The sequence below is a fragment of the Escherichia sp. MOD1-EC5433 genome (assembly GCF_002966005.1).
GTDB lineage: Bacteria > Pseudomonadota > Gammaproteobacteria > Enterobacterales > Enterobacteriaceae > Escherichia > Escherichia ruysiae.
In genome coordinates this window covers 25,422-38,425 of record NZ_PTRL01000008.1, presented here as the reverse complement: position 1 = coordinate 38,425, position 13,004 = coordinate 25,422, and the positions used below count along the sequence as shown (strand labels likewise).

Here is a 13,004-nt window from a genome sequence, read left to right as displayed (position 1 = left end):
AATCGCCCCGGCTGGGGCGATGGCTTAGCGAGAATAACTGGTTGCAGGCAGAGAAGGCGGGGAGAACAACAGGTCGCTGAATGCGCGTTGTGAAAATTTTCGTACCAGCAAGCCAGCCAGTGTACAAATCAACAAACTGACAAAGGGATAAACCAGCAGGAGCGCCAGTTCGAGTTGCGGCGACCAGCACGCCGCGTTCATTTGCGGAATCAGACTTAAGCTGAATATCTCTACCAGAATGCGATGGGTGGTGTAGATGGCAATGGTGTTGGAACCAATCACATTCAGCAGGCTGGAGGAGCGCATACCGAAACGCTGCTCGTACTGATAAAACAGCTTCATGATCACCACAATCGACACCAGCGACAACAGCAACGAAATATTAAACAACCAGGCACTGACCGCCAGAACGGCCAGCAGCGAAGACATCAGCAGATGGCGGCGCAACGGTACTTCTTTAACACAGGTCATTAATGTTGCGCCAAACCATGCGCCAAGGCTGTAATAAGGCAAATTGCGGATCACACTGTTCATTCCCCACCACGGCGTGGGAACGAAATTAACAGCCACACTCATCAGTACAAACAGGGCGAATAACGGCAGAGCCTGGCGATTAAAAATTTTACATATCACGAAATAGACAATTAAAGCGTACAGATACCACAAGCTGGTGCTGGCGGTGAGCATCCCGTGCAGGAATTCACCGGTGGAATCGGCATAAGCGGCATTGGAGGCATTGCTTAAATCGCGCTCAGGTGCCAGCCACTGATTCAGTGCGCTTAGCGCCAGCCACTGCACCACGCCCCAAAGCGCCAGCACCCAGAAGATGCTCCTGATGCGTTTATCGAGACAATTTCCCCACGGCACACTGTCGATATAGCGGCGAATCAAATAGCCGGAGATAAAGAAAAAAACCGGCATACGGAAGGGCGCAAGGTAAAGATTGAAATAGATCCAGCATTTACTCAGTACTTCCGATAACGGATGCTGAAAAGTGATCAGATGCGGGTAAAAGGTGATTACCGAGTGATAAACCACCACCAGACAGATGCATAACCCTTTGATCTGGTTAATCCATAGTTCTTTTTGTTTCATCAGAACAACACGCTCTTTTATTTAACATGCTGTTGATCCTGCGGGGCGAGTCGCGTGGTGTAATGCGTATCTGTCTGTATTTGGTTATTTTTCAGATAAAGATCAGGCCACAAGGCCGATGAGAAAATGAGACCCTTTAGCCGATTGATTTACTGATGCTTTTCAGATTAGCCCTGATGATCACTTACAGTTCAGGCGTTTACCCATCCTGCTTTCGCTTATATACTCGTGTCTTTGCTAACAGCAACCAGACGGATTTCATGTACCAACCTGTCGCTCTATTTATTGGCCTGCGTTACATGCGTGGGCGTGCAGCGGATCGCTTCGGTCGTTTCGTCTCCTGGCTTTCTACCATTGGCATTACCCTCGGGGTGATGGCACTGGTCACGGTATTGTCAGTGATGAACGGCTTTGAGCGCGAACTGCAAAACAACATCCTTGGCCTGATGCCACAGGCGATCCTCTCTTCGGAGCAGGGCTCTCTTAACCCGCAGAAACTCCCGGAAACGGCAGTCAAACTGGACGGAGTAAATCGCGTCGCGCCTATCACTACTGGTGATGTGGTGCTGCAAAGCGCACGCAGCGTGGCGGTAGGCGTCATGCTGGGTATCGATCCGGCGCAAAAAGATCCGCTAACCCCGTATCTGGTCAATGTGAAACAAGCCGACCTCGAGCCGGGGAAATATAATGTCATCCTCGGTGAACAGCTTGCTTCACAGTTGGGCGTTAATCGCGGTGATCAAATCCGCGTGATGGTGCCTTCTGCCAGCCAGTTCACGCCGATGGGGCGTATTCCAAGTCAGCGCCTGTTCAATGTGATTGGTACTTTTGCCGCTAACAGTGAAGTCGACGGCTATGAAATGCTGGTGAATATTGAGGATGCCTCGCGTCTGATGCGTTATCCGGCAGGCAATATCACCGGCTGGCGTCTGTGGCTGGATGAGCCGCTGAAAGTGGACTCGTTAAGCCAGCAAAAACTGCCAGAAGGCAGTAAATGGCAGGACTGGCGCGACCGTAAAGGTGAGCTGTTCCAGGCCGTGCGCATGGAAAAAAATATGATGGGCTTGCTGCTGAGCCTGATTGTCGCCGTTGCGGCGTTTAACATTATTACCTCGCTGGGGCTGATGGTGATGGAGAAGCAGGGCGAAGTGGCAATCCTGCAAACGCAAGGTTTAACTCCGCGACAAATCATGATGGTCTTTATGGTACAGGGTGCCAGCGCCGGAATTATTGGTGCGATCCTGGGCGCGGCGCTTGGTGCGCTGCTTGCCAGCCAGTTGAATAATCTGATGCCGATAATCGGCGTCCTGCTTGATGGCGCGGCGCTGCCGGTCGCTATCGAACCTTTACAGGTCATTATTATTGCGCTGGTGGCGATGGCTATCGCGCTGCTTTCTACGCTTTACCCTTCCTGGCGCGCTGCCGCCACTCAACCCGCTGAGGCTTTACGTTATGAATAAGATCCTGTTGCAATGCGACAACCTGTGCAAACGCTATCAGGAAGGCAGTGTGCAAACCGACGTGCTGCACAATGTCAGTTTCAGCGTGGGCGAAGGCGAAATGATGGCTATCGTCGGTAGCTCTGGTTCTGGCAAAAGCACCTTGCTGCACTTGCTGGGTGGGCTGGATACGCCAACTTCCGGCGATGTGATTTTTAACGGTCAGCCGATGAGCAAACTATCGTCGGCGGCGAAAGCAGAACTGCGTAACCAGAAGCTGGGCTTTATTTATCAGTTTCACCACCTGCTGCCGGATTTTACCGCGCTGGAAAACGTGGCTATGCCGCTGCTGATTGGCAAGAAAAAGCCCGCTGAAATCAACAGTCGAGCGTTGGAAATGTTAAAAGCGGTGGGGCTGGAGCATCGCGCGAATCACCGTCCATCCGAACTTTCTGGCGGCGAACGTCAGCGTGTGGCGATTGCCCGTGCGCTGGTTAATAACCCGCGTCTGGTACTGGCGGATGAACCTACCGGTAACCTTGACGCACGTAACGCCGACAGCATCTTCCAGTTGCTTGGGGAGTTGAATCGCTTGCAGGGCACCGCTTTCCTGGTGGTTACTCACGACCTGCAACTGGCGAAACGTATGAGCCGCCAACTGGAAATGCGTGATGGTCGTCTGACGGCGGAACTGAGCCTGATGGGGGCGGAGTAATGGCGATGCCTTTATCGTTATTAATTGGTCTGCGTTTTAGTCGCGGACGGCGGCGTGGCGGCATGGTGTCGCTGATCTCCGTCATTTCTACCATTGGCATTGCACTTGGCGTGGCGGTATTGATCGTCGGCTTAAGCGCGATGAACGGCTTTGAGCGTGAACTGAATAACCGCATTCTGGCGGTAGTACCGCATGGCGAAATTGAAGCGGTGGATCAGCCGTGGACTAACTGGCAGGAAGCACTGAATAACGTGCAAAAAGTGCCAGGTATTGCCGCCGCTGCGCCGTATATCAACTTCACGGGGCTGGTGGAAAGCGGTGCGAATCTGCGCGCGCTTCAGGTAAAAGGGGTTGATCCGCAACAGGAACAGCGCCTAAGTGCGCTGCCCTCGTTTGTCCAGGGCGATGCCTGGAACAATTTTAAAGCCGGTGAGCAGCAGATTATTATCGGCAAAGGCGTAGCGGATGCGTTAAAAGTGAAGCAGGGCGATTGGGTGTCGATCATGATCCCAAATTCGAATCCTGAGCATAAACTGATGCAACCAAAACGAGTGCGCTTGCAAATTGCCGGAATTTTGCAGCTGAGCGGTCAACTCGATCACAGTTTTGCCATGATCCCGCTGGCGGATGCCCAACAATATCTTGATATGGGTTCCAGTGTGTCAGGTATTGCCCTTAAAATGACGGATGTTTTTAACGCCAACAAACTGGTGCGTGACGCGGGCGAAGTGACCAATAGCTATGTTTATATCAAGAGCTGGATCGGCACTTACGGCTATATGTATCGTGATATCCAGATGATCCGCGCCATTATGTATCTGGCGATGGTACTGGTGATTGGTGTGGCCTGTTTTAACATCGTCTCCACTTTAGTGATGGCGGTAAAAGACAAGAGTGGCGATATCGCAGTATTAAGAACGCTGGGCGCGAAAGACGGTTTAATTCGCGCCATTTTTGTCTGGTATGGATTGCTGGCTGGGTTGTTCGGCAGCTTGTGTGGTGTGATTATCGGCGTGGTGGTTTCGCTGCAACTCACTCCGATTATCGAGTGGATTGAAGATCTGATCGGCCATCAGTTCCTCTCCAGTGACATTTATTTTATTGACTTCCTGCCATCGGAATTGCACTGGCTGGACGTCTTCTACGTACTGGTCACAGCATTGTTGCTGAGTCTTTTGGCAAGTTGGTATCCGGCGCGGCGCGCCAGTAATATTGACCCTGCGCGAGTCCTTAGCGGCCAGTAAAGGCAGTACATTAAAACAAGGAGCGGCAATGTATTACGGGTTTGATATTGGTGGAACAAAAATTGCGCTAGGTGTGTTTGATAGCAGTCGGCAGTTGCAGTGGGAAAAGCGGGTGCCGACGCCGCGTGACAGCTATGACGCATTTTTGGATGCAGTGTGCGAGCTGGTAGCCGAAGCTGACCAGCGTTTTGGCTGTAAAGGTTCTGTCGGCATCGGTATTCCGGGAATGCCAGAAACAGAAGATGGCACGCTGTATGCTGCCAATGTCCCCGCCGCCAGTGGTAAACCGCTGCGTGCCGACCTGAGCGCACGTCTTGAGCGCGATGTGCGACTTGATAATGACGCTAACTGTTTTGCCCTTTCTGAAGCCTGGGATGATGAATTTACCCAATATCCGCTGGTGATGGGGTTAATTCTCGGCACCGGCGTTGGCGGTGGACTGGTATTCAACGGTAAGGCGGTGACGGGTAAGAGCTACATTACCGGCGAGTTTGGTCATATGCGTCTGCCGGTCGATGCGTTAACCATGATGGGGCTGGATTTCCCATTACGCCGCTGTGGCTGTGGTCAGCATGGCTGCATTGAAAATTATCTGTCTGGTCGCGGTTTTGCGTGGCTGTATCAACACTATTATCATCAACCGTTGCAGGCTCCCGAAATTATTGCGCTTTATGATCAAGGCGATGAGCAGGCAAGGGCGCACGTTGAGCGTTATCTGGATCTATTAGCGGTTTGTCTGGGAAACATCCTGACCATTATTGACCCTGATCTGGTGGTCATTGGCGGTGGTTTATCCAATTTCCCGGCAATCACAACGCAACTGGCGGACAGGCTGCCTCGTCATCTCTTACCTGTAGCTCGTGTTCCGCGCATTGAACGCGCGCGCCACGGTGATGCAGGCGGAATGCGTGGAGCTGCGTTCCTACATCTAACCGATTAAACAACAGAGGTTGCTATGCTGTCGCGTCGGGGTCATCGGTTAAGTCGTTTTCGTAAAAATAAACGCCGCCTGCATGAGCGTTTACGTCAGCGTATTTTTTTCAGAGATAAAGTGGTGTCGGAAGCAATGGAAAAACCAAGAGTACTCGTACTGACAGGGGCTGGTATTTCTGCGGAATCAGGTATTCGTACCTTTCGCGCCGCAGATGGCCTGTGGGAAGAGCATCGTGTTGAAGATGTTGCGACGCCAGAGGGCTTTGATCGCGACCCGGAACTGGTGCAAGCGTTTTATAATGCTCGTCGCCGACAGTTACAGCAGCCAGAAATACAGCCTAACGCCGCGCATCTTGCGCTGGCTAAACTGCAAGATGCCCTCGGCGACCGCTTTTTGCTGGTGACGCAGAATATCGATAACCTGCATGAACGCGCAGGCAATACCAATGTGATTCATATGCATGGAGAATTGCTGAAAGTACGTTGTTCGCAAAGTGGACAGGTTCTCGACTGGACTGGCGATGTTACGCCAGAAGATAAATGTCATTGCTGCCAGTTCCCGGCTCCGCTGCGCCCGCACGTGGTGTGGTTTGGTGAAATGCCGCTCGGCATGGATGAAATTTATATGGCACTGGCGATGGCGGATATTTTCATTGCCATTGGCACATCCGGGCATGTTTATCCGGCGGCTGGGTTTGTTCATGAAGCAAAATTGCATGGCGCGCACACCGTGGAACTCAATCTTGAGCCGAGCCAGGTTGGTAACGAATTTGCCGAGAAATATTACGGTCCGGCAAGCCAGGTAGTGCCAGAGTTTGTTGAGAAGTTGCTGAAGGGCTTATAAAGCAGGAAGCATTGCCTGATGCGCTACGCTTATCAGGCCTACGATGGGGCGCAATTAATTGAATTTGCGGGTTTTGTAGGCCGGATAAGGCGTTCGCGCCGCATCCGGCATAATACACGCGCACTTTACCGGCCTCTTTTAACTTTTACTCGTCCATAACAGTGCTGCAAAAAACGTACAGACTCCAATCAGCCCCGCCCAGAGCGGCGATATTTTAACAATCACAAAGCTATTATCGATATACAGGCATAAAGCCTGATAGCCCATATTGGCGACAGTCATGGCCACTGCAAATTTTAAGGCATAATAAAAGCGCGACGTGTAGTTAAAAATTGCAGCAAAGATGATGAATGCAACTGCCCAGGCAAAAAGACCTAATGTCGAGGTGCTGCCTGGCGGATCATTCTCATGCTTTTGTTCGGGATGCGGATAATATGTCAGTGGTGGCGTCGGTTGTTTTAATATCTGTGCTTGCAAAATATCCAGGGCATTATTGATTCCCTGATACCAGAGGTCCGCATGTAAATAAGCCAGCGTGTGATTTTCTACCAGAAGGCCAAGATGTTTATCGTCCATGCTGCTTTCAACCTGGCCGTTGGTTATCACAATTAACCGTGGCTCGCGGGTAGTAAAGATTAACAGAACACTCCCTTTTACATCAGTCAATGAAGATGACGCATACGCCAGCATCGCTTTGCCATTTTGCCTGAGACTGGCTTCATTAATGCCAGGAACAACCACGATAAATGGCGCGATCCCGGTTTGTTGGTGGAAGTGTTCTGCTTTACGCGCGATCTCTTCAGCATCTGGTACAGTACCTGTAACATCCGTAAAAAGTGTCTTCATTATTGGAATTAAGGGCTTACTGGTTACCGTCAGAGGCAGAAATATCAGTAAACTGAGCAGTATCATGAATTTTTTCATGGGCGGGACTTCCGTTTCCTGCGTGATTTTTTAGAGGAGGGGACCATGATTATCAGACCGATACCACCGAAAATAATGCCTGCTATGCCAACAAAGCCCCATTCAAAAAAATTAACCCAGGGATTGTTTATTTCGGCTTCTTCTGGATGCCCTGGCGGATAATAGACATTGACTCTGTCACCTTCGCTATCTTCATAAAAATCACTACCAATACTCGAATTAAAAATTAGCGTGTAATCTGGTGTAGGGCGAAAGGCAACCACTGGATACCAGGAACCATTATCACCGACGTCGTTTGAATGATTGTTGTACCAGACGGCATCAACAATGACTCCTTCGGTATGCATCGCATTTTTGGTATAGGTGAACTGGTTGTAAAATATAACAACAGAAATAACGAGCAGTACCAAACCAATACCGACGAAAGAGCGGGATAAAACGTTACTGTCCTGACTCATTAGCCACATCCTTGCTAAATAAAAAACGGGCGGTAATACCACCGCCCGTTTGCTGAATTAACGTCCTGCTTTCAGCTTCTGATAATACTCTTCATAAATGCTGCTGGCTGCGCCAACGTCATTCTGCCATTCACCATTTTTAATGGTTTCAGCATCCGGGTAGAGCGTTTTATCGTTCGCCACTTCCGGGCTTAACAGCTTACGCGCCGCAAGGTTTGGCGTTGGATAACCGATAGTTTCGGCAACCTGTTTTGCCACATCCGGGCGCAGCAGGAAGTTGATCAATTTCAGCGCGCCTTCTTTGTTTTTGGCATTTGCCGGGATCGCCAGGCTGTCCATCCAGAAAATGCCGCCTTCTTTCGGCCATACCACGTCAATTGGCGTACCCGCCTGGCGCGCAACGAAAGCAGAGCCGTTCCAGATCATGCCGAGGTTAACTTCGCCTTCCATGTACGGGTTAGCCGGGTTATCGGAGTTAAACGCTGCGACGTTTGGCATCAGTTTTTTCAGCTCGTTATACGCAGCTTCAATCTCTTTCGGGTCGGTAGTGTTACCGGAGTAGCCCAGCTTACGCAGCGCCATCTGGAATACTTCACGGGCATCATCGGTCAGCAGCAGGCTGCCTTTGTACTCAGGCTTCCACAGATCGGCCCAGCTGGTAACGGATTTCGGATCCACCGCATCACCGTTAACGCCAATCGCCGTCGCACCCCAGATATACGGAATGGAGTAGTCGTTATTCGGGTCAAACGGCTTGTTGAGCATGTCTGGATCGAGGTTGCTGAAGTTGCTTAACTTCGACTTGTCGATCTTCTGGATCATCCCTTCTTTACGCATTTTATCGACGTAATAGGTTGAAGGAACCACCAGGTCATAGGCACCGTCTTTGTACGTTTTCAGTTTTGCGTACATGGTTTCATTTGACTCGTAAGTCGAATAGATAACCTTAATACCGGTTTCTTTGGTGAACTGTTCAAGCAGTCCTGGCGGCACGTACTCGGTCCAGTTGTAGAAATACAGCGTGTTGTTGTCATCGGCGTGAGCGGCGCTCATGCCCAGTACCAGAGCACCCGCCGCGAGCAGGTGGCGTGACCATTTTTTCATTTAACGTCCCCTGTGTTACCTTTCGTTTTATCACGAGCAATAAGCTGGCTGGCAATAACCATCACCAGCGACAGCACCAGTAATATGGTTGCCAGCGCGTTAACTTCTGGCGATACGCCGACTTTGACCATCGAATAAATTTTTAACGGCAGAATTTCATAGCTCGGTCCGGTGACAAACGACGAAACTACCACATCGTCCATCGACAGGGTAAAGCTTAGCACCCAGCCCGCCGCCACAGCCGGCATTGCCAGTGGCAAAATGATTTTCCGTAGAATGGTAAATTCGCTGGCGCCGAGATCTTTCGCCGCTTCCAGCATCCGCACATCAAAACCTTTCAGGCGCGAATACACTGTCACCACCACAAATGGCAGGCAGAAGGTGATATGCGAGAAGAATAGCGACCAGAAGCCAAGCTGAATACCCAACAGCATAAACAGCACCAGCAGAGAAATCGCCATCACGATATCTGGCGACATCATCACCACAAACAGCATTCCGCTAACGAACGGCTTACCGCGAAAGCGATAACGGTACAGCGCAACCGCCGTCAGTGAACCGATAAGCGTAGCAAACGTCGCCGAGAATACCGCCATCGTCAGTGAATGTTGCGCCGCCTGTAACAAGCTGTCGTTGTTCATCAGCAGGCTATACCATTTGGTGGTAAAACCCTGCCAGTTAATGCCAAAGCGCGAGCTGTTAAAGGAGTTCACAATCAAAATAATGATTGGGATATACAGGTACGCGTAGATAGCGGTCATAAAACCGCCGCGAAGCAGTCGACCGATCATTCGAGTTCCACCTTCTTATTCAGCAAACGAGAAGCGCGCCAGTAAACCAGCAACATCAGACCCATTACGATAGTCAGCGTAATGCTGGTGGCAGCACCAAACGGCCAGTCACGAATATTAAGGAACTGTACCTTGATGACGTTACCGATCAGTAGGTTTTTCGCACCGCCCATCAGGTCGGATACATAGAACAAGCCCATGGCTGGCAGCATCACCAGCAGACATCCGGCAATAATTCCTGGCATCGTCAGCGGAATAATAATACGGATAAAAGTCTGCAGTTTGCTGGCACCGAGATCGCGTGCCGCTTCCAGTAAAGGTTTATCCAGTTTTTCAATACTGGAATAGAGTGGCATCACCATAAACGGTAGCAGAATGTAAACCAGACCGATAATCACCGCGCTGGGGGTGAACATGATGCGAATTGGGGTATCAATAACGCCCAGCCACAGCAGGAACTCGTTGAGATAGCCTTTGGTGCTGAGGAAAATTTTTAGCCCGTAGATTCGAATCAGTGAGTTGGTCCAGAACGGAACAATCAGCAGAAACAGCAGCAGCGGTCGCACTTTATGCGGCAATTTTGCCAGAAACCAGGCAAACGGGTAGCCCAGTACCAGGCAGGCGAGAGTGGCGATCAGCGCCATATTCAGCGAGTGCACGAGCACTTCAAAATAGAGCGGATCGAGCAGACGTGTGTAATTATCCAGCGTAAAGACCATTTTGACGAAACTGGCGTCGTCGCGGGTCAAAAAGCTGGTGCCAATGATCATCAGGTTGGGCAGAAAGACAAACAACACAAGCCAACCGACAATAGTGACAATCACTACATTCTGGAACTTACTTGTGTTCTTCATCAGCCAGTACGACCTCCCAGCTTTCTACCCAATTAATGGCCATTTTCTGGTCGAGAGAGTGGTCAAAGTCAGGATCGTCTTCATTAAAGAATTCGCTGACCATCACCATCTTGCCATTTTCCAGTTCGACAACTGACTCCAGCGTCATGCCTTTGTAGTTGCGTTCGCGAACGTAACCAATCAGCCCTTCGACGTGGTTATCGTCGTTGATTTCGTCAACGCGTAAGTCTTCCGGGCGTAGCAGAACATGCAGTTTTTGCCCCGGCTCAACGGCGAAGTTAACGTAAATATTACACTCGCGGCCTTCAACGTTGGCGCGTACGCGTTGCTCGTCGAGACGTTCGATCACCGTGGCGTTAAACATATTGATTTCGCCAATGAACCCGGCAACGAACAGGTTTTTTGGCTCTTCGTAGATTTCACGTGGTGTGCCGTCTTGTTCAATGCGACCATCGCGCATCACCACAATCCGGTCAGACATAGTGAGAGCCTCTTCCTGGTCGTGGGTAACGAAGACGAAAGTAATGCCAAGTTTTCGCTGTAACGCTTTTAACTCGTTCTGCATCTGTTTGCGCAGTTTGTAATCCAGCGCGGAAAGCGATTCATCAAGCAACAACAGACGAGGCTTGTTAACCACCGCGCGGGCAATGGCCACGCGTTGCTGCTGACCGCCAGAGAGTTGATGCGGTTTGCGTTGAGCGAAGGTTTCCAGTTGTACCATCCGCAGGGCTTCCATCACGCGAGGCGTAATTTCAGCAGCGGGGGTTTTTTGCATACGCAAGCCAAAGGCCACATTTTCGAATACGGTCATGTGGGGGAATAACGCGTAGCTTTGGAAAACGGTGTTCACATAGCGGTTTTCCGCCGGAACGTGGGTGATGTCCTCGTTATCCAGCATGATGCGCCCGGAATCAACAGTTTCCAGACCCGCAATCAGGCGAAGAACGGTTGTTTTACCGCAGCCAGAAGGGCCAAGCAGCGTGAGGAACTCGCCATTGTTGATAGTCAGATCAAGCTGGGGAATGACTTCTTTACCATCAAAGCATTTGCGAATTCCCGCCAATTGCACCAGCGGTGAAAGCGAACTCGGTTGTTTATTCAATTTTTTACTCTGTCCCATGTAAACGCAACGGATGGCTTACCGATGCGGGGTTTGTGGTTAACCACCTTGGTGACTCTTAATGAGGGCGGTAATTCTACGGCAAACCATCGGAATCGCCAATCCTTGTTGTGAATTACTGGCTTAGCTTTATATTGATTAAGGTAATGTTGATAAATATTCCCGCTTGCAGGGGTAAAAGTGACCTGACGCAATATTTGTCTTTTCTTGCTTCTTAATAATGTTGTCACGAAAAGTGAGGGTGACTACATGGATAAACTACTTGAGCGTTTTTTGAACTACGTGTCTCTGGATACCCAATCAAAAGCGGGAGTGAGACAGGTTCCCAGCACGGAAGGTCAGTGGAAGTTATTGCATCTGTTGAAAGATCAGCTCGAAGAGATGGGGCTTATCAATGTGACCTTAAGTGAGAAAGGAACGCTAATGGCGACGTTACCGGCTAACGTTCCTGGCGATATCCCGGCGATTGGTTTTATTTCTCATGTGGATACCTCTCCGGATTGCAGCGGTAAAAATGTAAATCCGCAAATTGTTGAAAACTATCGTGGTGGTGACATTGCGCTGGGTATCGGCGATGAAGTTTTATCACCGGTTATGTTCCCGGTTCTGCATCAGCTTCTGGGTCAGACGCTGATTACCACCGATGGTAAAACCTTGTTAGGTGCCGATGACAAAGCAGGTATTGCAGAAATCATGACCGCGCTGGCGGTACTGCAACAGAAAAACATTCCGCATGGTGATATTCGCGTCGCCTTTACGCCAGATGAAGAAGTGGGGAAAGGGGCGAAACACTTTGATGTTGACGCCTTTGATGCCCGTTGGGCTTACACCGTCGATGGCGGTGGCGTAGGCGAACTTGAGTTTGAAAACTTCAACGCCGCATCGGTGAATATCAAAATTGTCGGTAACAACGTTCACCCAGGCTCGGCAAAAGGCGTGATGGTTAACGCGCTATCGCTGGCCGCACGTATTCATGCAGAAGTTCCGGCGGATGAAAGCCCGGAAACTACCGAAGGTTATGAAGGTTTTTATCACCTGACGAGCATGAAAGGCACCGTTGAGCGTGCCGATATGCACTACATCATTCGTGATTTCGACCGTAAACAGTTTGAAGCACGCAAACGTAAAATGATGGAAATTGCCAAGAAAGTGGGCAAAGGGCTGCACCCTGACTGCTACATTGAACTGGTGATTGAAGACAGTTACTACAACATGCGCGAGAAAATTGTGGATCATCCGCATATTCTCGATATCGCCCAGCAGGCGATGCGTGATTGTGATATTGAACCGGATCTGAAACCGATCCGTGGCGGCACCGACGGTGCGCAGTTGTCGTTTATGGGATTACCGTGCCCGAACCTGTTCACTGGTGGTTACAACTATCATGGTAAACATGAATTTGTGACCCTGGAAGGAATGGAAAAAGCGGTGCAGGTGATCGTGCGTATTGCCGAGTTAACGGCGCAACGGAAGTAAGCGAAAA

General features: G+C 50.3%; 13 protein-coding genes. 6 read left to right on the top strand and 7 right to left on the bottom strand.

Annotation, left to right across the window (positions count from 1 at the left end; translation table 11 throughout):
• Window positions 1-24: 24 nt before the first annotated feature.
• Complete coding sequence (locus C3D30_RS16110; RefSeq protein ID WP_105287122.1) at window positions 25-1,095, bottom strand: acyltransferase family protein; 1,071 nt, start codon at window positions 1,093-1,095, stop codon at window positions 25-27.
• 260 nt (window positions 1,096-1,355) lie between these two features.
• Here C3D30_RS16110 and lolC point away from each other — a divergent pair, with 260 nt between their 5' ends.
• Genes lolC through cobB form a run of 5 tightly spaced genes read left to right on the top strand, consistent with a single transcriptional unit; the run spans window position 1,356 to window position 6,270 of the window.
• Window positions 1,356-2,555, top strand: a complete 1,200-nt coding sequence (gene lolC, locus C3D30_RS16105; RefSeq protein ID WP_000284717.1) for a lipoprotein-releasing ABC transporter permease subunit LolC — start codon at window positions 1,356-1,358, stop codon at window positions 2,553-2,555.
• Entirely contained in the window at window positions 2,548-3,249 is a 702-nt protein-coding gene (lolD, locus tag C3D30_RS16100) for a lipoprotein-releasing ABC transporter ATP-binding protein LolD (protein WP_001033695.1), read from the top strand. The genes lolC and lolD overlap by 8 nt, the downstream gene beginning before the upstream one ends.
• A complete protein-coding gene (gene lolE, locus C3D30_RS16095) occupies window positions 3,249-4,493 on the top strand; it encodes a lipoprotein-releasing ABC transporter permease subunit LolE (RefSeq protein ID WP_001251372.1) in 1,245 nt (414 codons plus the stop codon). Before lolD ends, lolE begins: the two co-directional genes overlap by 1 nt.
• 28 nt (window positions 4,494-4,521) lie before the next feature.
• Window positions 4,522-5,433, top strand: a complete 912-nt coding sequence (gene nagK / locus C3D30_RS16090; RefSeq protein ID WP_000291314.1) for an N-acetylglucosamine kinase — start codon at window positions 4,522-4,524, stop codon at window positions 5,431-5,433.
• Between the two features lie 15 nt (window positions 5,434-5,448).
• The gene (gene cobB, locus C3D30_RS16085; RefSeq protein WP_000952723.1) at window positions 5,449-6,270 is read left to right on the top strand and encodes a Sir2 family NAD+-dependent deacetylase; all 822 of its coding nucleotides are present in this window, start codon (window positions 5,449-5,451) and stop codon (window positions 6,268-6,270) included.
• A 138-nt stretch (window positions 6,271-6,408) separates the two neighbouring features.
• On the opposite strand, the gene C3D30_RS16080 is transcribed toward cobB, so the two are convergent.
• The 6 genes from C3D30_RS16080 to potA are packed head-to-tail and all read right to left on the bottom strand — an operon-like array spanning window position 6,409 to window position 11,521.
• Window positions 6,409-7,194: a TPM domain-containing protein gene (locus C3D30_RS16080; protein WP_105287121.1), complete on the bottom strand. Its 786-nt coding sequence runs from the start codon at window positions 7,192-7,194 to the stop codon at window positions 6,409-6,411.
• Window positions 7,191-7,652 carry a DUF3592 domain-containing protein gene (locus C3D30_RS16075; protein WP_105287120.1) on the bottom strand — a complete coding sequence of 154 codons (462 nt, stop codon included), beginning with the start codon at window positions 7,650-7,652 and terminating at the stop codon, window positions 7,191-7,193. Before C3D30_RS16075 ends, C3D30_RS16080 begins: the two co-directional genes overlap by 4 nt.
• Before the next feature lie 57 nt (window positions 7,653-7,709).
• Complete coding sequence (gene potD, locus C3D30_RS16070) at window positions 7,710-8,756, bottom strand: spermidine/putrescine ABC transporter substrate-binding protein PotD (RefSeq protein WP_000759337.1); 1,047 nt, start codon at window positions 8,754-8,756, stop codon at window positions 7,710-7,712.
• Window positions 8,753-9,547 (bottom strand): spermidine/putrescine ABC transporter permease PotC, encoded by a 795-nt coding sequence (gene potC / locus C3D30_RS16065; RefSeq protein WP_105287119.1) that lies wholly within the window; start codon window positions 9,545-9,547, stop codon window positions 8,753-8,755. Before potC ends, potD begins: the two co-directional genes overlap by 4 nt.
• The gene (potB, locus tag C3D30_RS16060) at window positions 9,544-10,401 is read right to left on the bottom strand and encodes a spermidine/putrescine ABC transporter permease PotB (protein ID WP_000799415.1); all 858 of its coding nucleotides are present in this window, start codon (window positions 10,399-10,401) and stop codon (window positions 9,544-9,546) included. The genes potC and potB overlap by 4 nt, the downstream gene beginning before the upstream one ends.
• Window positions 10,385-11,521, bottom strand: coding sequence for a spermidine/putrescine ABC transporter ATP-binding protein PotA (gene potA / locus C3D30_RS16055; RefSeq protein WP_000531593.1), 1,137 nt, complete (start codon window positions 11,519-11,521; stop codon window positions 10,385-10,387). The genes potB and potA overlap by 17 nt, the downstream gene beginning before the upstream one ends.
• A 249-nt stretch (window positions 11,522-11,770) precedes the next feature.
• Here potA and pepT point away from each other — a divergent pair, with 249 nt between their 5' ends.
• Window positions 11,771-12,997 carry a peptidase T gene (pepT, locus tag C3D30_RS16045; RefSeq protein WP_000359429.1) on the top strand — a complete coding sequence of 409 codons (1,227 nt, stop codon included), beginning with the start codon at window positions 11,771-11,773 and terminating at the stop codon, window positions 12,995-12,997.
• The last annotated feature ends 7 nt before the right edge of the window (window positions 12,998-13,004 follow it).

Bases quoted from the DNA above. Each gene is read 5' to 3' on its own strand.
- lolE (WP_001251372.1), top strand. From the start codon at position 3,249: ATGGCGATGCCTTTATCGTTATTAATTGGTCTGCGTTTTAGTCGCGGA.
- lolD (WP_001033695.1), top strand. From the start codon at position 2,548: ATGAATAAGATCCTGTTGCAATGCGACAACCTGTGCAAACGCTATCAG.
- C3D30_RS16075 (WP_105287120.1), bottom strand. From the start codon at position 7,652: ATGAGTCAGGACAGTAACGTTTTATCCCGCTCTTTCGTCGGTATTGGT.
- potC (WP_105287119.1), bottom strand. From the start codon at position 9,547: ATGATCGGTCGACTGCTTCGCGGCGGTTTTATGACCGCTATCTACGCG.
- C3D30_RS16080 (WP_105287121.1), bottom strand. From the start codon at position 7,194: ATGAAAAAATTCATGATACTGCTCAGTTTACTGATATTTCTGCCTCTG.
- potD (WP_000759337.1), bottom strand. From the start codon at position 8,756: ATGAAAAAATGGTCACGCCACCTGCTCGCGGCGGGTGCTCTGGTACTG.
- potB (WP_000799415.1), bottom strand. From the start codon at position 10,401: ATGAAGAACACAAGTAAGTTCCAGAATGTAGTGATTGTCACTATTGTC.
- pepT (WP_000359429.1), top strand. From the start codon at position 11,771: ATGGATAAACTACTTGAGCGTTTTTTGAACTACGTGTCTCTGGATACC.
- nagK (WP_000291314.1), top strand. From the start codon at position 4,522: ATGTATTACGGGTTTGATATTGGTGGAACAAAAATTGCGCTAGGTGTG.
- cobB (WP_000952723.1), top strand. From the start codon at position 5,449: ATGCTGTCGCGTCGGGGTCATCGGTTAAGTCGTTTTCGTAAAAATAAA.
- C3D30_RS16110 (WP_105287122.1), bottom strand. From the start codon at position 1,095: ATGAAACAAAAAGAACTATGGATTAACCAGATCAAAGGGTTATGCATC.
- potA (WP_000531593.1), bottom strand. From the start codon at position 11,521: ATGGGACAGAGTAAAAAATTGAATAAACAACCGAGTTCGCTTTCACCG.
- lolC (WP_000284717.1), top strand. From the start codon at position 1,356: ATGTACCAACCTGTCGCTCTATTTATTGGCCTGCGTTACATGCGTGGG.